Here is a 19,250-nt window from a genome sequence, read left to right on the forward strand (position 1 = left end):
TCCGGCCCATAAAAAAACTCCTTCCTAGGAAGACAAGCTTTAATTATTTGCTTGTCTACCCAAGAAGGAGTATATCCATCAGCAGCGGGTTTGAGACCTTTTTTGGCGCTTTGATCGAATCGTTAGGCCATCAGTGCAATCAGCACCAGCGCCAGCCCAATCACGGCCGGCAGCACCTGCACCAGGAAAATCTTGCGCGTCACGGTCACCCCACCGTAAACGCCGACCACCAGCAGAAAGACCAGCAGGATCAACGCAACGGTCACAAAGGCCGCCCCGGCGATGGTGAAGGCACTCGCCAGCATCGCCGCACCCAGCATAAGGTTGTAAACACCTTGGTTAGCCAGGGCGATTTGCGCGTGCGGCTGTTTGACAAACTCAAGCGGCATCCCAAAGACACTGGCCTGCCTGGCTGGCGTCCCGCGCATTTCAAGCGCCGCGATGCCAAGGTGCTCGACCCCAATCAGCACCAGTAATGCCTTTAACCACCAAATCATCATTTTCGCTCACTCCTCATACAAAAATGCCCGCAGCGAAACACTCCGCCGCGGACATGCGCCTACTTAGGACGCCTTTTGGTCTTTTGCTTTAATCAGCTCGGGTTTGCCAGTTCCTTCAACGGCGCCCTTGGTCACAACGGCCTTGGTCACGTCTGGTTCTGAGGGGAGGGTGAACATCATGTCCTGCATGACCACTTCGATGATGGACCGCAAGCCGCGCGCCCCGGTGTCGCGCTCGATCGCCTTATGAGCAATCGCGTGCAGCGCACCGGACGTAAACTCTAGCTCGGTGTTGTCCAGGGATAACAGCTTCTGATACTGCTTGACCAGCGCGTTTTTGGGCTCGGTCAGGATGCGGACCAAGTCGTCTTCAGTCAGCTTCTCCAGCGAGGCGATGATCGGGATTCGGCCGATGAATTCAGGAATGATCCCGAACTTCATCAGGTCTTCCGGAACGACCTGCTGCATCAGTGACTTACCCTCGGCGAGCTTGGACTCGTCTGAGTTCTTGCCGAAGCCAATCGTCTTTTCGCCGAGCCGGTTCTTCACGATTGATTCGATGCCATCAAACGCACCACCGACAATAAACAGGATGTTCGTCGTGTCGATCTGGATGAATTCCTGCTGCGGGTGCTTGCGGCCGCCCTGCGGTGGCACGTTGGCGATGGTGCCTTCCAAGATCTTCAGCAGCGCCTGCTGAACGCCTTCACCGGAAACATCCCGCGTGATCGAGACATTTTCAGCTTTTTTGGCGATCTTATCGATTTCATCGATGTAGACGATGCCCTTTTCCGCGCGCTCGACGTCGTAGTCGGCGTTTTGCAAGAGCTTGAGCAAGATGTTTTCAACGTCTTCACCCACGTAACCCGCTTCGGTCAGGGTCGTCGCGTCCGCGATGGCAAACGGCACGTTCAAAATGCGCGCCAGCGTCTGGGCCAGGAAGGTTTTCCCGGACCCAGTCGGCCCGATCAAGGCGATGTTGGACTTTTGCAGCTCCGTGTCGCCCTTTTCGGCCACGTTCATCTGGTTCACGCGCTTGTAGTGGTTGTAAACCGCAACGGCCAGCGCCTTCTTGGCGGCGTCTTGGCCGATCACATAGTCGTTTAGGACCTTCAGGATCTCGACTGGCTTCGGTACTTCGAGCATGTTGTCAGCGGCATCCTGCTTGAACTCCTCGTCAATGATCTCCTTGCACAGGTCGATACATTCATTACAGATGTAAACGCCAGGGCCAGCAACGATCTTTTTCACCTGGTCCTGCGACTTGCCGCAGAACGAACAGGTCACAGGCCCGGTGGTTTCAACGTTGTCAAACATTAACTTTCAACCCCTTCTTGTTAACTCCATGATACCAAACTGAGGGCATCATTCCTAGTTGCACTCGCGCTAGCATAGCATACGCCTAGGGTCCCTGCAAGCGCGGCGCCTCATTAAATTGGCCGCAGTTTAGTTGACCTGATCTCCGGCCACAGGCGGGTTTTTAGTCGGCAGCAGATCGATGACCAGTTCAAAAATCGCGGTTACCACGATCAGCGCCGTGCCAATGGCATAGCCCCATGGTTGGTTGTTAAGCTCACCAGTGGACACCAGAATCCCGCCCAGCGAGGCCGTCCCGTAAAATCCGACCATCCACCACCACGACCAGCCGGCATCGCGGAAGCGGCGCACCTCAAGCGCGAGCGCCGGCACGATGCTTACCAGGCCGTACAGAATCAAAATCAAAAACCAGGCAATCAAGCTGGCCACGCGCGGCATGTCCCCACTGAACAACTTGACGATGCCTTCATCAACCCCCAAAATCAGCCACGCCGCCGCGACGAACAAGACCGCAATGAGCAGCCGCCACAGCGCGACCCACCAGTACTCGCTGCGACTGGAGCGACCAGTGAAATTGACGTAGTTGGCAAAAAAGCCGATCCCCGCCCGCAAAAAGCCGGCGCGATAGTATGTGTTGCCTGTCTGACGCTGCACCTCAGTACTGACCGGTTTGGCCATGACGTCACCTCCCGTTTTCTTGACTACAGCATACACGACCTGTCGCATGCTGTCATTAATTCGACCTCTTGGATATTTACGTACAACAAAGGCCGGTGACCCGGCCTTTTCGTCTGTGTTCAGTTAACGCCCAGCACCAGGAACAAGAGCCCGGCCACGATGGCGGCGATCCCGATGGTGAACACCAGCCGCCGGGCGGTTTGACTCAGCCCGCGGCGCCGCGACAGCAGCACCAGCGCCAGGCCGCTCAGCATAATGAGCAGCGGCCGCTTGCCAGGTCCGCCGGCCAGCCGCACGATCAAGCGGGATAATCGAATCATGGGCCACCCTCCTCAGAATAGAAAAACACCTCTCGCCTAGGCGAGAGGTGCAACGCCACGTTAATTACTTGGCGTCTTTGGCATCCTTAGCGTCGGCCTTTTGTTCAGCCTTGGCGTCGTCCTGCTTATCAGCTTTCTTGGCCGGCTTCTTTTCTGCCTTCGGTGCGACTTCCTTGACGTTGTCCGTGATCAACGTGATCGCGTCCTGAACGCCGATGTCGTGCTTCAGCATGTCGTCGGTGAGGGCCTTGCGAACAGCCTTCTCTTCCATATTGTACTCGCCAGCCAGGCGCTTGATCTCTTCCTTGACTTGGTCGTCAGTCGGCTCGATCTTTTCCGCCTTAACCACGGCTTCAAGGACCAAGTTCGTCTTGACGCGGCTCTCGGCGTTGGCCGCGAACTGCTTCTTCAGGTCGTCTTCAGACGTGCCGGTCAGCTGGTAGTACATTTGCGGGGAGATGCCCTGCTGCTGCATGGAGCTCATGTACTGATTCATCTGGTTGTCGACTTCGGTGTCGATCATAGCCTGTGGGATCGCCGGGATCGTGGCGTTCTCAACGGCCTTGGCAATGGCCTGCTCCTGGATGGCGTCCTTAGCGGCGTCGTCCTTCTTTTCCTGCAGGTCAGACTTGATCTTTAGCTTCAGTTCTTCAAGAGTGTCAACGTCTTCGTCGTCCAAGTCCTTGGCGAAGTCGTCGTCCAGCTTAGGCAACTCCTTGCTCTTAACTTCGTGGATGGTCGTCTTGAATTCGGCGTCCTTGCCCTCGAGTTCCTTGGCCTGGTAGTCATCCGGGAAGGTAACCTTGACAGTGACTTCATCGCCGGCTTTGTGGCCGATCAGCTGATCTTCAAAGCCAGGAATGAAGGAGTTGGAGCCCAGCTCCAGGGAGTAGTTTTTGGCGGAGCCGCCATCGAATTCCTTGCCTTCAACGGTGCCGACGTAATCGATCGTGACCGTGTCGCCCTTTTCCGCTTCGCCGTCTTCTTTGAGGACGAGTTCCGCCTGGCTCTTCTGCTTGTCTTCCAGTTCCTTTTGAACATCTTCGTCAGAAACGGTGGTGTCCTGCTTGTCGACTTCAAGGCCCTTGTAGTCGCCCAGCTTAACTTCTGGCGCTACGGTAACGGTGGCCTTGATGACCCACGGCTTGCCTTCGTCCATCGAGTCGATGTCAACTTTTGGCTGGTCGACCGGGTTGATACCGGCTTCGGCAACCGCAGCATCGTAGGCACTTGGCATCACGATGTTCAGGGCGTCTTCGTAGAGTGCGGATTCGCCGTACATGTGATCGAACACGGTGCGAGACACGTGACCCTTACGGAAGCCAGGTACGTTCAGGCTCTTCTTAACGCGGTTGAACGCTTGGTCCAGCCCTTGTTTGATTTTATCTTGCGCGATTTCGAAGGTCAAAACACCTTCTGTGTCGCCTTTCTTTTCCCAGTTTGAAGCCATGATATCCCTCCGACTATTTTCTGTTATTCGTATTACATACTGTCTCATAATACGCGAAAAGCCCACCTTTGTAAACGTTAGGTGGGCCTGCCAAGAAAAAAACTTTACGGGCGGCTAATCATCGGCAACGGCGTCAGACGCAACTCCGCTGTACGCGTCGACGTGAACCACGTGCTCGCCGCTGTTATGCTGCAGCGAAACCTCCCACTGGACCTGGCCGTTGTCAGTGTCCAGGTCCCACTCGGTGGCGGTGCTGCCGGCCAGCTTTTTGGTCGCGGCACTCGTGATGTCCTTGAGCGGCTTCAACCCGTCGCGCTTGATTGCCGGGTCGTTGTCGTCGGTCGCGTCCTCCTCGTCTTGGACGGTCTCGCCGGTGTCGCCGTTGATCGTCATTTCGTGCTCGGTCGTACCGACGTTGCCGGTGATCTCATACATATAAGTCCCAGTCTCGCGGTCGACCTTCACTGACGTCACCTGCGCATCCGGGTGCGCCTTGACGAAAATGGCCCACGCCTGGTCCAGCGTCTGCTTAGGCAAGGTTTGCGCAGTCTTGCTACTGGTCGACTGGCTGGATTTAGTCGTCTGGCTGCTCTGGTCTTTGGCTTGGTGATCATCATCATCATCATGGCCGCAGGCGGCCAGCCCCAGTGTTGTGAGAGCAACCATGGTTATAAGGACGCGTTTGATCATTGTCAGACTCCTTTACGGTGAGTGATTGCGCTGTCATTAAACCAAGTTTACCAAATGTTTTGCTGCCTGCATAGCAAAATAGTTTATCCTGTTTATAAGTTTTCTGAAGATAATAAAAGGGCGCCCGAGAGCGTCCCGTAATCGCTTGAAAATTTAAACTTTTTCCGCCGCCATGACCGCTACTCCGCGGATTCGACAGCAGCCACCATTTCCTTCGTGTACTTGCCGATGACCGGTGCTGGATCAGGGTTATCCGCCACCATTTGGACAATGGCCGAACCGACGATGACCCCGTCTGCTTCCTTGGCCAGCGTCTTGGCCTGCTCCGGGGTGTGGACCCCAAAGCCGATGCAGAGCGGCGCATCTGTGACCTTGCGCAGACTGGCGATCAGCTCCGGCAGATTCAGCGAGAACCCGTCGCGCTGACCGGTCACACCGAGCGCGGACACAATATAAATGAACCCCGTCGCGTGCTGGACCAATTTTTCGAGCCGGCTGCCCGAGGTCGGGCTGATCAGCGGGATCAGGTCGACATGGTGTTTTTCGGTGTAAGGCAGGATCTCGCCGGCTTCCTCAGCAGGCAGGTCGGGAATGACCAAGCCGTATACGCCGAGCTCCTCGCAGCGCGCGGTGAACTTATCGTAGCCGTACTTGAACGGGATATTGGCGTAGGTCAGAAACACCAGCGGCACCTGTGAGGTTTCGCGAATTTTCGCCACGATGTCGAACACGCCGTTGACCGTGATGCCACCAGCAAAGGCGCGCAGCCCAGCCGCCTGGATCACCGGCCCATCGGCAATCGGATCGGAAAACGGCACGCCGAGCTCGACGATGTCTGCACCGGCGTTGGCCAATGCTAGGACCTGGCTGACGGTACTATCAGCGGATGGGTCGCCTGCCGTCACAAATGGAATGAATGCCTTGTGGCCATTTTTAAAAACGTCTCGTAATTTACTCAATGCCCTTTACCCCCCGGTACTTCGCGATGCTGGCCACGTCTTTATCGCCGCGCCCGGACAACGTGCAAATAATGGTTGAATCCTTCGGCATGGTCGGCGCGAGCTTTTGGACGTAAGCCACCGCATGGCAACTTTCGATTGCGGCGATGATGCCTTCCTCTTTGGCGATGTACTCAAACGCCGCCACCGCCTCGTCGTCGGTGATGCCGACGTACTTCGCGCGCCCGCTGGCTGCCAGCGCGGCGTGCTCAGGCCCGATGCCTGGGTAATCAAGGCCAGCGGAAATCGTGTACACTTTGTCGATCTGACCTTCATTGTTCTGCAGGAAGACCGACTTCATGCCGTGAAAGATGCCTGGGGTGCCGAGCTCCATGGTCGCGGCAGTCTTGCCTGAGTGAATCCCCTGGCCGGCCGCCTCAACGCCGTACAGCTTGACACTGGGATCGTCGATGTACTCGGCAAACGAACCGATCGCATTGGAGCCGCCGCCGACGCAAGCAACGATGGCATCGGGCAGCTTCCCTTCGACTTCCTGAATCTGCTGCTTGGACTCCTTGGAAATGACACTTTGGAACTCCTTGACCATGGCTGGATAAGGCCCCGGGCCCATGGCGGATCCAATCAGATAATAGGTGTCATCGGGATGCGCCGCCCAGTCCTGCAGCGCCGCGTTGACGGCGTCTTTGAGCAATCCCTGGCCGGACGTGATCGGCCGCACCTTGGCGCCCAACAGCTCCATGCGGTACACGTTCAGGCGCTGCCGCTCAGTGTCTTCCTTGCCCATGAAGATCTCGCAGTCCATGCCGAACAGTGCGGCCGCGGTGGCCGTGGCCACACCGTGCTGGCCGGCACCGGTTTCGGCGATCAGCCGAGTCTTCCCCAGCTTCTTGGCGAGCAGCACCTGGCCGAGCACATTGTTGATCTTGTGTGCGCCGGTGTGATTGAGATCCTCGCGCTTGAGGTAAATCTTCGCGCCGCCGAGGTCCTCGGTCATGTTTTTCGCGTAATACAGCAGCGATGGCCGGTTGGCGTAGTTATTCAGCAGGTCGTGGAACTCCTTTTGAAACGCGGGATCCGTCTTGCAGTCCTCAAAGGTCTTGGTCAGTTTTTCCAGCTCGGACATCAAAGTTTCCGGCACGTACTGGCCGCCAAATTCCCCGAAGCGATTATCTTTTTTATCAGTCTCGTTATCTTTTAACATCTCAAACGTTCCTTTCTGTCTCGCGGACCGCGGCGACGAAGGCATGCACCTTCGTCGCATCTTTGCGGCCGTTAGTTTCTAGGCGGCTTGACGCATCGACCAGCGCCGGCTGCGCGCAGGCGATTGCATCCTGAACGTTAGCTGCGTCCAGTCCGCCGGCCAGCATCAGCGGCCGGTTGGTGGCCGGCAGATGGTGCCAGTCCAGCGTCTGACCGGAGCCGTCGCCGGCATCCATCAGTGCCATATCCGCCGTGGTCAGCGGCTGCTCAGCATTCACCCGCGCGAACACGTCAAACCCCAGCGCGTGCAGCGCGGCAACCAGCGGCGGGTCGGCCGGGCGGTGCAGCTGAATCGTGGTGATAATGGGAAAAAGCTTCGCCAGTTCAGCGGTGTCTGGTTCGACCACCACCGCCACCGGCGTGATGCCGGCTTCAAGACCCGCCGCCAGCGCCATCGCGCGCCTTTGGCTGACCTGATGGCGCCCCGCCGCCAGGACGAACCCAGCGTAATCCGGGTGGACCCGATTGACTAGGTTCACATCGGCCTGCGTCATCAGCCCGCACACTTTCACCGCCGTCATGCTTGAACTCCCGCCACGGCACGCCGGTATTCGCGAATGGTTGCGACCCGGTCCGCCGCTTTCATGAAGGTCTCACCAATCAGCGCGCCGTTCAGCCCGCCCACCTGCAGCTCTTGCAGCTGACTGGGCTTGGTCACGCCGCTTTCGGCGATCACCGCAATCTCTTGCGGGATCAGCTTGCGTCGGCGAATGCTGTTTTGAAAATCCACCGAAAAGTCGCGCAGGTCGCGATTGTTGACGCCCATCAGCTGCGGGTGCAGCGGCAGCGCGCGGTTGATCTCGGCTTCGGAGTGGCACTCGACCAGCGGCAACAAGCCCATTTTCAGGGTGTACTCGTACAGGTCGCGGAGCTGCTCGCTTGGCAGGATTGCTGCGATCAGCAGCACCATGGTCGCGCCGCTGACCCGTGCCTGGTCGATCATGTAGCGGTCGATGGTGAAGTCCTTGCGCAGCACCGGCGTTTTCACCGTTTGCGTGACGGCCTTGAGGTCCGCCAGCTGGCCGTGAAAATAATCCGGCTCGGTCAGTACCGAAATGGCGTCGACCCCGGCGGCCTCATAGTCGCTCGCAATTTGCGTCACCGGAAAACGCGCGGCAATTTGCCCCTTGCTCGGAGACGCCTGCTTGCACTCGGCAATGATGCCAAAATGCTGATGCAGCTGGACTGGCAACTTGGCGGCCGCCGGCGGGACCGGCGCGGCCAGCGCCTGTTCGTGCAGCGCTGCCGGCGCCAATTCAGCTTTTTCTCGAGTTAGCCGCTTTTGGGTCGCGGCCACCAAGTCGTCCAAAATCATGCACTCACCTCAACGTGATCAACTGCTAATGCATCGTCCAGCCGCTTGATGGCGGCCCCTGAATCAATGGTCTTGCGGGCCAAGTCGATGCCGGCCTGAATGGTCGGCGCCGCGTCGGTCAGGCTCAGGGCCACGCCGGCGTTGAAAATAACCGCATCGCGCTTGGCCCCTTGGTCCTTGCCGCTCAACACATCACGCGTGATCTGCGCGTTTTGGGCCGGCGTGCCGCCAACCAGGGCTTTTTTATCGGCAATCTTGAAGCCGTAATCTTCAGGGTTCAGCGTCAGCTGCTCGAATTGGCCATTTTTGATGCGAATCGCGTCAGTCGGACCGGTGACAGTAACTTCGTCCAGTCCGTCTTCGCCGTGAATTACCATGCCGGAAGTGACGCCGAGCTGGCTGATAGCCTCTGCCATCGGCTGCATCAGGTTCTTGCTGTAGACGCCGAGCAGCTCATACGTTGGCCGCGCCGGGTTCGCCAGCGGGCCAATCAGGTTGAAGATGGTCGGAAAGCCGAGTTCCTTGCGGGCCGGACCGACGAAGCGCATGGACGGGTGATACTTTTGCGCAAACAGGAAGCAGAAATTGTAATCTGCCAGCAGCTGTGCAGACTTTTCCGGTGTCGCGTTGATGTCAAAGCCCAGCGCCTCGAGCACATCGGCCGCGCCGCTCTTGGAAGACGCCGCGCGGTTGCCGTGCTTGGCGATTTTGACGCCGGCCGCCGCGATGACAAACATCGAGGTGGTCGAAATGTTGAAGGAATCGCTGTGGTCGCCGCCAGTGCCGACGACCTCCATCACTTTGGCCTGCGGGTCAAACGGCAACGCCTTGCGCCGCAGTGAATCCGCGGCACCGGCAATTTCCTGCGGGCGTACACCCTTGGCCGCCATCGCCGTCAGGTAGCTGGCGATCATCGTCGCGTCCGCGGTGCCGGAAGTCAGCTCGTCGTGCGCCGCCTTAGTTTCGTCAAATGTCAGATCGTTGTGGTTGACCAATGTGTTGATTGCTTCGTGTAATGTCATGATTTTTCTCCTTATTGGAATCCGTTAGTGTCAGGCAGCGAAGTTGGCCTTGCCATCGTTTATCGACCATGTTGATTACCCCTTTTATGAGAATACAAAAAGCTCGCCCATAAACAGTCATGCTGTTTAAGGACGAGCTCTCACTCGCGGTGCCACCTTAATTGGATCTAATCGCCATTGACGATCCAGAATCCCCCTTAGCACAGGGCTAACACCCTGCCGGCAACTGACGCGTGCCAGACGTGCTTCCTGACTCACCAAGCAAAATACACTCGGCTTTTGGGCAGCCCCTCGGTGGTCCATTTAACTATCTGCGTTCGACGACACTCCCAGCTCCGGTCGCTCTCTGCGCGTGCACAATAGTCTTGATCTCCACCTCAGCGGTTTATGGACGTGCTATTTGATTAGCTCTTATACTAATCACATTCTCATCTTGCGTCAATGGTTTTCACATAATTAATTTGGCCAAACCAGGAAAATTTCTGCTGGCGTTCGCGCAAAAATGTCGCCATTATTTCTGCAGACTCAACGTCACGGTGAAATCGAAAGGATCCGTATACAACCGATACCGCTTCAGCGGCAGCGGCCCACAGCTGTTGCTGCCGAGCGCCTGGACTCGCGCGTCCAGCCGTACTTGATCTGCAGACTGATTGCCAAGCGGCTGGCCATCCCCACCAACGACGTTCAAGTTCAGCGGGTTAAGCCCGTCCACATGCAGATTCGATCCCTGCGCGGTCATGATTGTCGCCCAGCGCACGCCCATGCGGTTACCAGATTCTTGCGGGACCACATACGGGAAGCCCCACTGGTCGCGGTTGAGCTGATAGTGGCCCAGCGGCGCGGCGTCCAGACTATCCGGATAGCTTTCGCCAAGGCCGCGGCCGAACCAGTCAACGGCTTTGACGGTGGTGGTCAGCGGCAGCTGGTAGCCGATGCGTGGCACTTCGGTCGGCTTTTCACCGTCGAACCAGCCCTTCGTGTAGATGGTCACGCCAGCCGCACTGACCCACAGCGTCACCGCCAGCTCGATGCCCCAGTTGATGGCTGGTGGCGCGACGCGTTGCCGAATCGCCAGCATCACCGTGTCGTCGTTTTGGGTCAACTGAATGCTTTCACAGCGCGCGAATAGCGTCGCAATCCGTTTCTTTTGACGCTCCGCCACCACGTTCATATCATTGCTGATTGGCAGGCGGTCCAGCGTCAGCGCCATGTCCCCTGCCAGCAGCTGCGCCCCGGCCTGTGCGAGTTGCGTGATGTTGCCAGTGCCGCGGTCAACCGTCACGGTGAGCGGCCCGCGCGTGATGGTCACCATCGCCGCAGTTTGGCTGACCGTGGTCGGCGCATCAGGCTGTGCCGGCAACCCTTGATAAGCCACCTGATCAGACGCCAACTGCGCCCCTGCTTCAAACACGCCTTGCTGCGTCGTCGTCTGAACGCTCAGATCAAGCAGCGCATCCGCGCCAATTGTCTCAGGCAGATCCAGCGCCAGGACTGGGCTCAGCGCACCTGGCTCAAGCGCAGGCAATGCGACTTGGCCACCTGCCACCTTTTCCCCGGCGACCTCAAGCCGCCAACGCAGCACCATGTCCTGGGTCGTCTGAAAATGGTACAAATTTTTAACGACAACATGGTTCTGCGCCACGAAAAACTGGAATGGCTGGATGACGTGCTCGTATTCAAGCAACCCCGGCGACGGCACCCGGTCTGGGCGCACCAGCCCGTCGATGCAAAATGTCCCGTCATTGACCGGCTCGCCGAACGCGCCGCCCCAAACGTACTTCGGGCCGTCCAGCGTGTCCTGCTTCAGCCCGTGGTCTTTCCACTCCCAGATGAAACCGCCTTGGACACTTTTGTACAACCGGAAAACGTCCTGATAATCCTGCAAACTGCCGGCGCCGTTGCCCATCGCGTGGCCGTATTCACACAAAATGTGCGGCTTCTGGTGGGTTAGTTTAACGGCGCGCTTTTCGATGTCTTCAACCGACGTATACATCGTTGAATACATGTCGGCGACCTCCGTCTCCCGGTCGCCTTCGTAGTGGATCAGGCGGCTGGGGTCGAGCCGGCGAATCGCGGCTGCCTGGGCCACGTGGTTTGGGCCAAAGTCGCTTTCGTTGCCCAATGACCAAATGACGATGCTTGGGTGGTTGAAGTCACGGTGCACCATGCGCTCGGCGCGGCTAACGAACTCGCCTTGCCAGTACGGATCATCGGTTGGCATTTCAGTCACATACATGCCATGGGTCTCAAGGTCGCACTCGTCGATCACCAGCAGCCCGAGCTCATCGCACACATCGTAAAAATACGGTGTGTTCGGATAGTGGGACGTGCGAATGGCATTGATGCCGGCGCGTTTAATCTGGGTGACCTCACTCAGAATATAGTCCTGCGTGAGGGCGCGGCCGGTTTCCGGATTAAACTCGTGCCGGTTGACGCCGTTAAACAGCACCGGCACCCCATTCAGACAGATCTGGTCGTCGATCATCTCGACCCGACGTAGCCCAAAACGCATCGGCACAAGGGCACCGGCGGTTTCATCTTCCACGACCAACGTGTACAGGTTCGGCGTCTCGTCCGTCCACTCGTGCGGCTTCGGAATCGTGAACACGGTTTTACCGGCGGGCAGTACAGTTTCGGCAATCGGTTCATCGGCAAAATAAACCTTGCCACTCAGCTGGGTATTAGCCTGAACCTCCACCTCGATCTGCCACTGCCCCTTTTGGTACTGCGGTGTGATCTGCAGGTCATCTAATCCGCCTTCATCGACAATCGTCACATCACGAAAAATCCCGCTCAACCACCACTGGTCCTGATCCTCGAGAAACGAGTACTGGGACCATTTTTGCACTTGTACCGCGATCGTGTTCTCGCCTGACACCAGCAAGTCGGTGACATCAAACTCCGTCATCAGCCGGCTGCCATGGCCATCCCCGACCAGCTGGCCGTTGAGCCAGACCTTGAACGTTGAATCGACACCGTCAAAGCGCAGTATTTGGCGCGCCAGCTGCTGCTTGAATGTGAACCGGCGGAAATACAGCCCGGTCGGATTTTTCGCCGGGGTCGCCTCTGGATCCACTGGAATTGGAAAACTGATATTCGTGTAATTCGGCTTGCCGTAGCCTTGCAGCTCCATGTGGCCAGGCACCTTGATCGTCTGCCAGTCAATGGCATCGTAATCGCCAGCAATGAACGCCTCAGGCACCTCCCGCGGGGACTGCAGGTAACAGAACTGCCAGGTGCCGTTCAGTGAATGCGTATAAGGCGATGCGGCCTCTTTGTACGCCAGTGCCGTTGCCAAATCGTTGTAATAGAAGAAGCGTGTGCGTGGTGCTAATTTGATCATGATCCTACCTCCAACACGTCACCAAGTGATCGTCAATTTGCCCCCAGTATAGCGCAGCGATAAGCCCGCGGAACTCGATAGAACACTTTTTGCTGCGTACCAAGTTTAAGCTCCCAAACGCCGGGTCTGCTAAGGCCTTTGAAGCGACTAGCGGGGTAGGCGCGTTTTATAATAAAAGTGCAGAATTAGCATTTCTGGTCAATCACGACCCAAGTAGCCAAGAAAATTGGTTTTGAAAGGACAAGACTGCCATGCGACTCAACAAATTCCAACCACATTATCAAGTCGAGCTGGCTTTTCTCGGCATGCGCACTGATCCCGCCGGCGTGGAGACCTACTACCCGCTAGAGCCAGGCGACGAGCTATTCGTCGAATGCGGCCCTGGAGGAACGCGGCATAAAGGGGCGTTTGTTCAGTGCACCCGCTACGGCCGCATCCGCGTGTGCAGCCGCAATATCGTGTCGCGCTGCAAGCGGATCTGAATATGAGATGCTGAGTCTCATTGGGAACCGCGCCGCTCCCCAAAATTTTGATTCGCTGACCCTAGCAAACCATCTAGGGTCTTTTTTTGACGTTTTGCTGTCCCCATCCCACAAAAAAACGGTCGCCCCACGGCTACCGCCTCTTATTGTTGTCACGCTTACTCATCGATTCCCAGAATCTGCCGAATCTCGGCATCGCTCAGCATCGCCTTATTCTCGGTGCCGCTGAGGATCTGATCGACCAGGTCGCGCTTTTGTGTTTGTAGCTTGACGATTTGTTCCTCGATGGTTCCCTTCGTGATCAGGCGGTACACATCGACCTGGTGGTGCTGGCCGATGCGGTGCGCCCGGGCGATGGCTTGATCCTCCACGGCCGGGTTCCACCACAAGTCGACTAGGATCACCATGTCGGCGGCAGTCAGGTTCAGGCCGGTGCCGCCCGCCTTGAGCGAAATCAGGAAGAATGGCCGCTCACCGGCGTTGAACGCGTCGACCATGGCCAGCCGCTTCTTCGGCGGCGTATCGCCTTCCAGCAGAAAGTCCTTCAGCTTCAGCTCCTGCATCCGCTTCTGGATCTTGGCCAGCATTCCTGTGAACTGGGAAAAAATCAGCACACGCCGACCGTTTTCCGCCGCCTCGGTCAGCAAGTCCTCAAGCTGATCCAGCTTGCCGGAGCCGCCATGGTAGCCGTCCACATACAGCGCTGGCGTGTCGCACAGCTGGCGCAGTCGGGTCAGCCCGGCCAAAATGGCCAGCTTGTTTTTCACCAAGCCTTGGCTGGACAGCCCGCGCACCTTGACCTGCATTTGCTCGAGCTGGGCCAGGTAAACCGTCTTTTGTGCCTTGGTCATTTCGTTGGTCAGATTGGTTTCGACCAGCGGCGGCAGATCCTTGAGCACTGTCTGCTTTTCGCGACGCAGAATGAACGGCGCCACCCGCAGTGCGACCTCGTCCGGTGACATTTTCTCAAATACTTTCTTGCTCGGTAAAAGCCCTGGCAGGACCAGCGCAAAAATGGCCCACAGCTCACCCGTTCGGTTCTCGATTGGCGTGCCCGACAGCGCGTAAGTGGCGCGCGGCTTCAGCTTGCGCAGGCTCTGGTGCGTCTTGGTCGCGCTGTTTTTGACAAACTGCGCCTCGTCCAGCACTAGGTAGTTCAGCGGCCTCTTGGCGTACTCGGCGGCGTCGCGCTGCACACTGTTGTATGAGGCAATCAAGATGTCAAAGTCGTTCCCCGCGATCACCGCCGTGCGCTCGAGTTTGGTGCCGTCAACCACGGCCACCTTGAGGACCGGCGCAAACTTCGCGCACTCGGCCTGCCAGTTGTACAGCAAGGACGCCGGTGCGACGATTAAGTTCGGCTTACCGGCCTGCAGGTGATGCATCAAAAAGGCAATCATTTCCAGGGTTTTGCCTAGGCCCATTTCATCGGCCAAAATGCCGCCGAAGCCGTGCGCATTCAGCATTTCCAGCCACTGCACGCCGGCCTTCTGGTACGGGCGCAGCGTGGCGTTCACGGCCAGCGGGTTGTCGCTTTTAAACTGCTCCGGATGCGTCAGATCCTGCGCCAAGTGCTTGACCTGCGCATCGAAGTCGGCGCTTTTGCCCAACGCGGCCTGGACCGCGAGCGTTTGCGCGGCTGGCACCTCGACTTTACCGTGATGCAGCTGACCGTGACGAAGGTTGGCCAGCGCCTTGGCCACACGGCGCAGCGGATCGTCCAGGATCACCAGCGAGCCGTCTTTGCGCGTCATGTACGGCCGTTCGACATCGATCTGGCTCAGCATCTGGTCCACTTCGCCGGACTGCACGCCCTTCAGCGAAAATGAAATCGAGAGCAGCCCGTTCTTTTCGCTGACGTCGACCTTGGGTGCCAGCGCCTTGCCGTCCTGGACCATGGCCGCCAGCGCAGGGCTGACCGTCACCTCGCCGTTTTCGCGGAGGTTGGGCAGCAGTTGCTGGTAAAAGTCGTACATGGTCTCGGCATCCGGCACGGCCAGACGCCACACCGTTTTGATCGGTTTGAACCCCAGACTGGTGAGGTAATCGACCCCCTGGCGCTCCTTGACGGTGTCACGCGGCTGATTCAGCGTGGCGGGCGCCCCGGCGGCAATTTTTTTGCCACCGTAATCAAAACTAAGCGACAGCGTGATCGCATTCAGGTCGCGGTCCAGCGCAAACAGCGGCGTCATCGCCGGCGCGGCCACCAGTTCGGCACCAGTCACCGGCCCAATTTTGGCAAACGTGTCCGCTAGCGTGCGGACGGCGCCGCCCTCGTCCGGCCTGAAGTTCAGTTTTTGCTGCCAACTCTGCGGGCTGACCGGACTGATGCCGGGGTCAAGCAGCTTGTCCACCAGTGCCATTTGCGCCTCAGTCAGCTGGTAGCAGTGGTCATCGCGCACCAGCATGCGGTCGCGGCGCATCACCAGCCCCGCGTCGGCCACCAGCGCGACCTGGAACCCGGCGTGCGTCTGGGTAATTGTCATGCTGAACAGCCCCGAGTCCGGCGTGAATGGCGCGATCACCACCTGCGGAAACGAGCGGTCGCGATACGGTTCAAACTTAAAATTGGCCAGCTTCTCAAAGGTTTTCATCTGCTCGCGCAGGCTGCCCGGCGCCAGGATCAGCTCCCTCGCCGCCGCGGCGTTGTTCACGTCATGGTCGCGGCTGGTGCGGTAGGCTGCAGACATCGAATCCAGCAGCGCGCGCTCAGGCTGGGTGAACGCATTGTGCGCCAACACGTAGCTCGCCTTGCCGTTAGTGTCAAAGCGCGCCTCATCTTCGTAAGCGTCAAAGAAGCGCCACAGATCCGAGACCACGTAAAAATGCCCGCCGCCTTCGCGGGCCGCAATGTGCAGCTCAATGAAAAAGCGCAGCTCGGTCTCCCAGTTGTCGGTCTCCACGCTGGCCACGCCCAGGGTGACCTGAAGCGCCAGCGGGATCGCCGCCGTTTTGCTGGCCGGGCCGTGAAACAGCGGCGCCGGCTCAATGGCCCGGAGCTGCATAAAGCGCTGGCCGCTGGACTGCTTTTCCGGCTTGGCTGGCACCCATTTGAAGACCGGCTTTTCGAGCGGCATGTCGCCTTCTTCAATCACGTCCTCAACGTCTTCGTTCTGATCGCGAAAATAAATTTCGACCGCCGCGATGTGCTTGCAGTAGCCGTGGCCGGGAAAATACGGGCAGCTGCAAAAGTCCTCGTCGGCGTCCGCACCCAAAATCACCGTGTACGGCTCAGTCCCGTACACGGTTGCCTCGATTCCCCGACCCTGGTCGACCGCGGTGATCTCCACCTTGCCGGCCCGCACGATTTTCTCGCCGCGCGTCCACATAATACTCGGCATTTTCCGTCTCGCCATGCGCTTGCCCCTTTTGTTTCAGTATGTCGATTTTAACACAGACGCGGGCAACCCGCGGCCGGCTCTTCTGTCTAGATCGAGCGAACAGCCCTAAGAAAAAATCGGGCCGGATGCTGGTTTTTGGAAGATTAGACACGGAAAATATCAAAATTGGCGCAGTCTAACTCAGCTAACCGCGTTGCTGCGAGTAAAGCGCCAACTGCCGATAATATGAATGCTCAAGTGGTCATTACTGAACAGGCCGCCGACAAATTCGATGCGCGAGCGCATTCAAATTTAGCCCAACAGAGCAATCACTTGGTACAGATTGGATTGTCAGGAGCGCCGCGCCAATAATAAAATTTGTCGTGTCTCGTTTCTCAATTTCAGCATGTGGCCGTTCTGATTTTCCCCCGACCCAAAGTGTGCGAGGCTGGATTGCTTGACGCTCATCTCTTGCTCGCCCGCACGATCAGCATCATCGGTGCCCGGGTCCACGACTGGTTTGTGGCAATATCTTCGGCACTGCCGCGCGGCTCGTCAAGCCCGGTGAGTGTCATGCCGTTTTTCAGCAGGCTATTGACGATGGTCGTCAGGGTGTGATGGTATTTCGGCACCGGCTGCCCGAGAAAAGTCGTCGTCCGCCGCCCCTCATCAAAATAGTGATCGACAGGCCACACTTCCTGCCCGTCCGCGGTTTTCACCCACTGCTCGTGGCCTTCCGCCGTGAACAGCGGGTGCTCAATGGTAAAAAGCAGTGTGCCACCGGGCCGCAACATGATCGCGATGTGCGCCATCAGCATATCGAGGTCCTCGACGTAATGAAACGCCAGCGAACTGATCACCAAATCGAAGCTGTCTGCCGGCGCCTGAAAAGTGGTGATGTCCGCCAGTTGATACCTGATTTTGTCGTCGTGTGTTCGTTCTTTGGCCGCGTCCAGCATGCGCATAGAGCTGTCGATGCCAAGCACGCTCACCGCGCCGTGCTCCGCGAAGTAACGGCACTGCCAGCCGTAGCCGCAACCCATATCGAGCACACGCAGGCCCTTGAGCCCGGGCAGCAGCCGTTTAAAATTCGGCCACTCACCAGCGCCTTTTAGTCCATCCTTGCTCCGGGCCATATTGGCATACGTATCGAAAAAGTTGGGGTCATCGTATGTGTTTTTCATTTTTTCCTCCAGTGGCGCTTAGGCCAAGACTTTACTGGTACCACCAGGTTTTAGTCAGGTTCAGTATATCACCGGTCCGAATTCTTGATGGTGGCGACACAGCCGTATTCACGCCTGAATACTTAACCGTAGTTGCACGTTAAATTTGAGTACGCCGCAAGCCTTCACTCGCAGTGCAAAAAAAAAGCCGAGACGCAGCTGCGCCTCGGCAAACCTTATTCATCTATTTTAGTACCAACCCTGGGCGTTGGAATGTGCCAAGGCGTTGGACCAGCTGCCGTAACGGCTGGCAACGTACTGATCAGCAACCTTTTCCTGGTTGGCAGCTGAGTAGTCGCCGTTCAGGTATGAGGAGCTGAGCTGATACTTGCCGATGTACTGACCATTGCGGGCGGTGTAAGAACCACCGGATTCGCGCTGGGCGATAGCAGCCTTCGCAGCCGCTTCACTGCCGGCTGCTGTGCTGCGATACGTCGTGGTCGGCTGTGCCGTCTGCGTCTTTGGTGCGGTGTACTTCGGCGCAGTGTAACGAAGAGCCGTGTACTTCGTTGCCGTATATGTCTTCGGGGCACTGTAAGTCTTCGGTGCCGTGTAAGTCTTGGCCGGTGCGCTCTGCGCTGGCGCCGCCTTTTGAACTGGCGCGGTCTGAGCCGGCGCAGTTTGTGCGACCGGTGCTGTTGCCTGAGTCTGCGATGCGACTGGCACGCCGGCAAGTTTAAGCACCTGACCGACCATCAAGAGATTGGCATTTTGAATGCCATTCAAGCTGATCAAAGTCGATTGGCTAACGCCGGTGCTGGCAGCGATGCCTGAAAGTGTATCGCCAGCCTTAACTGTATAGGTAGAAGTCGAAACGGCTTGGGCTTGAGCGGCGACGTTCAATGTCAGCGTCTGGCCGACCATGATCACGTTTTTGTCGGCCAGTTTGTTGGCTGCAGCCAGCTTGTCGACATTGGCGTTATTTGCTGCGGCAATCGCAGAAAGTGTGTCACCCGCTTTAACCACGTACTCGCCGGTGGTAGCGGCGCTGACAGAGTTGGTTTGCCCCAACACTACTGCCGTGCCAAGTACTGCTGCCGTTGTAAAGAGCCATGCTAAATGTGAGTTTTTGATAATTATTCACTCCTATGTGTTTGTCCAGTAACGATTCAACAATCCCTATACTAACGGACTCAGGTCACAGAGCAAACACAGGAGCATTACAAATTTCGAATGATTTGTATTATTGTAATATTTCGATTTTGTATGACGATAGCGTGACAAAAGGCAACTAGCAATGTTCCAGGCAAAAAGGCACCTACACGCCCTCCAAAATGGCCACATGGTTTCTAAGTAGTCAGTACTGAACTAGGCTGCTGACTTTGACCGTTCAGTGATGACTTTATAGTTAATTTGATATGTTTTGCCGGC

The 19,250-nt window shown here is 57.4% G+C and carries 16 protein-coding genes; 1 reads left to right on the plus strand and 15 read right to left on the minus strand.

Annotated elements, in window-relative coordinates; all coding sequences use genetic code 11:
* Positions 1 to 122: 122 nt before the first annotated feature.
* The 12 genes from JUF21_RS10385 to JUF21_RS10440 form a co-directional block, all read right to left on the minus strand.
* Positions 123 to 500, minus strand: coding sequence for a DUF1304 family protein (locus JUF21_RS10385; RefSeq protein WP_203664463.1), 378 nt, complete (start codon positions 498 to 500; stop codon positions 123 to 125).
* Between the two features lie 63 nt (positions 501 to 563).
* Positions 564 to 1,817, minus strand: coding sequence for an ATP-dependent Clp protease ATP-binding subunit ClpX (gene clpX / locus JUF21_RS10390; protein ID WP_203664465.1), 1,254 nt, complete (start codon positions 1,815 to 1,817; stop codon positions 564 to 566).
* 129 nt (positions 1,818 to 1,946) lie between these two features.
* On the minus strand, positions 1,947 to 2,495 hold the full coding sequence (locus JUF21_RS10395) for a DUF805 domain-containing protein (protein WP_203664467.1): 549 nt from the start codon (positions 2,493 to 2,495) through the stop codon (positions 1,947 to 1,949).
* Positions 2,496 to 2,614: 119 nt separating this feature from the next.
* Positions 2,615 to 2,815, minus strand: a complete 201-nt coding sequence (locus tag JUF21_RS10400; protein WP_125754831.1) for a hypothetical protein — start codon at positions 2,813 to 2,815, stop codon at positions 2,615 to 2,617.
* 64 nt (positions 2,816 to 2,879) lie between these two features.
* Positions 2,880 to 4,265, minus strand: a complete 1,386-nt coding sequence (gene tig / locus JUF21_RS10405) for a trigger factor (protein WP_203664469.1) — start codon at positions 4,263 to 4,265, stop codon at positions 2,880 to 2,882.
* A gap of 114 nt (positions 4,266 to 4,379) precedes the next feature.
* Positions 4,380 to 4,955: a PepSY domain-containing protein gene (locus JUF21_RS10410; RefSeq protein WP_203664477.1), complete on the minus strand. Its 576-nt coding sequence runs from the start codon at positions 4,953 to 4,955 to the stop codon at positions 4,380 to 4,382.
* Between the two features lie 179 nt (positions 4,956 to 5,134).
* Positions 5,135 to 5,914 (minus strand): tryptophan synthase subunit alpha, encoded by a 780-nt coding sequence (trpA, locus tag JUF21_RS10415; protein WP_203664479.1) that lies wholly within the window; start codon positions 5,912 to 5,914, stop codon positions 5,135 to 5,137.
* A complete protein-coding gene (gene trpB / locus JUF21_RS10420) occupies positions 5,907 to 7,115 on the minus strand; it encodes a tryptophan synthase subunit beta (protein WP_203664481.1) in 1,209 nt (402 codons plus the stop codon). Before trpB ends, trpA begins: the two co-directional genes overlap by 8 nt.
* 1 nt (position 7,116) lies before the next feature.
* Positions 7,117 to 7,695 carry a phosphoribosylanthranilate isomerase gene (locus JUF21_RS10425; protein ID WP_203664483.1) on the minus strand — a complete coding sequence of 193 codons (579 nt, stop codon included), beginning with the start codon at positions 7,693 to 7,695 and terminating at the stop codon, positions 7,117 to 7,119.
* On the minus strand, positions 7,692 to 8,489 hold the full coding sequence (trpC, locus tag JUF21_RS10430; RefSeq protein WP_203664485.1) for an indole-3-glycerol phosphate synthase TrpC: 798 nt from the start codon (positions 8,487 to 8,489) through the stop codon (positions 7,692 to 7,694). The genes JUF21_RS10425 and trpC overlap by 4 nt, the downstream gene beginning before the upstream one ends.
* Positions 8,486 to 9,511, minus strand: coding sequence for an anthranilate phosphoribosyltransferase (gene trpD, locus JUF21_RS10435; RefSeq protein WP_203664487.1), 1,026 nt, complete (start codon positions 9,509 to 9,511; stop codon positions 8,486 to 8,488). Before trpD ends, trpC begins: the two co-directional genes overlap by 4 nt.
* A gap of 511 nt (positions 9,512 to 10,022) precedes the next feature.
* Positions 10,023 to 12,854: a glycoside hydrolase family 2 TIM barrel-domain containing protein gene (locus tag JUF21_RS10440; RefSeq protein WP_203664489.1), complete on the minus strand. Its 2,832-nt coding sequence runs from the start codon at positions 12,852 to 12,854 to the stop codon at positions 10,023 to 10,025.
* A gap of 251 nt (positions 12,855 to 13,105) precedes the next feature.
* On the opposite strand from JUF21_RS10440, the gene JUF21_RS10445 reads away from it, so the two are divergent.
* Complete coding sequence (locus JUF21_RS10445) at positions 13,106 to 13,336, plus strand: hypothetical protein (protein ID WP_203664491.1); 231 nt, start codon at positions 13,106 to 13,108, stop codon at positions 13,334 to 13,336.
* A gap of 158 nt (positions 13,337 to 13,494) precedes the next feature.
* Here the strand turns inward: JUF21_RS10445 and JUF21_RS10450 are convergent, their stop codons facing one another.
* The 3 genes from JUF21_RS10450 to JUF21_RS10460 all read right to left on the minus strand — a co-directional run bounded on the left by JUF21_RS10450 (position 13,495) and on the right by JUF21_RS10460 (position 18,890).
* A complete protein-coding gene (locus tag JUF21_RS10450; protein ID WP_203664493.1) occupies positions 13,495 to 16,692 on the minus strand; it encodes an SNF2-related protein in 3,198 nt (1,065 codons plus the stop codon).
* 428 nt (positions 16,693 to 17,120) lie between these two features.
* Positions 17,121 to 17,840 (minus strand): bifunctional 2-polyprenyl-6-hydroxyphenol methylase/3-demethylubiquinol 3-O-methyltransferase UbiG, encoded by a 720-nt coding sequence (locus JUF21_RS10455; RefSeq protein ID WP_203664495.1) that lies wholly within the window; start codon positions 17,838 to 17,840, stop codon positions 17,121 to 17,123.
* Between the two features lie 228 nt (positions 17,841 to 18,068).
* Positions 18,069 to 18,890 carry a LysM peptidoglycan-binding domain-containing protein gene (locus tag JUF21_RS10460; protein WP_203664502.1) on the minus strand — a complete coding sequence of 274 codons (822 nt, stop codon included), beginning with the start codon at positions 18,888 to 18,890 and terminating at the stop codon, positions 18,069 to 18,071.
* Positions 18,891 to 19,250: the final 360 nt, after the last annotated feature.

It is taken from the genome of Lacticaseibacillus sp. 53-4, assembly GCF_016861805.1.
Classification (GTDB): domain Bacteria; phylum Bacillota; class Bacilli; order Lactobacillales; family Lactobacillaceae; genus Lacticaseibacillus.

Bases quoted from the DNA above. Each gene is read 5' to 3' on its own strand.
- trpD (WP_203664487.1), bottom strand. From the start codon at position 9,511: ATGACATTACACGAAGCAATCAACACATTGGTCAACCACAACGATCTG.
- clpX (WP_203664465.1), bottom strand. From the start codon at position 1,817: ATGTTTGACAACGTTGAAACCACCGGGCCTGTGACCTGTTCGTTCTGC.
- trpC (WP_203664485.1), bottom strand. From the start codon at position 8,489: ATGATTTTGGACGACTTGGTGGCCGCGACCCAAAAGCGGCTAACTCGA.
- JUF21_RS10455 (WP_203664495.1), bottom strand. From the start codon at position 17,840: ATGAAAAACACATACGATGACCCCAACTTTTTCGATACGTATGCCAAT.
- JUF21_RS10440 (WP_203664489.1), bottom strand. From the start codon at position 12,854: ATGATCAAATTAGCACCACGCACACGCTTCTTCTATTACAACGATTTG.
- JUF21_RS10385 (WP_203664463.1), bottom strand. From the start codon at position 500: ATGATGATTTGGTGGTTAAAGGCATTACTGGTGCTGATTGGGGTCGAG.
- JUF21_RS10445 (WP_203664491.1), top strand. From the start codon at position 13,106: ATGCGACTCAACAAATTCCAACCACATTATCAAGTCGAGCTGGCTTTT.
- JUF21_RS10450 (WP_203664493.1), bottom strand. From the start codon at position 16,692: ATGGCGAGACGGAAAATGCCGAGTATTATGTGGACGCGCGGCGAGAAA.
- tig (WP_203664469.1), bottom strand. From the start codon at position 4,265: ATGGCTTCAAACTGGGAAAAGAAAGGCGACACAGAAGGTGTTTTGACC.
- trpB (WP_203664481.1), bottom strand. From the start codon at position 7,115: ATGTTAAAAGATAACGAGACTGATAAAAAAGATAATCGCTTCGGGGAA.
- JUF21_RS10425 (WP_203664483.1), bottom strand. From the start codon at position 7,695: ATGACGGCGGTGAAAGTGTGCGGGCTGATGACGCAGGCCGATGTGAAC.
- JUF21_RS10400 (WP_125754831.1), bottom strand. From the start codon at position 2,815: ATGATTCGATTATCCCGCTTGATCGTGCGGCTGGCCGGCGGACCTGGC.
- JUF21_RS10410 (WP_203664477.1), bottom strand. From the start codon at position 4,955: ATGATCAAACGCGTCCTTATAACCATGGTTGCTCTCACAACACTGGGG.
- JUF21_RS10395 (WP_203664467.1), bottom strand. From the start codon at position 2,495: ATGGCCAAACCGGTCAGTACTGAGGTGCAGCGTCAGACAGGCAACACA.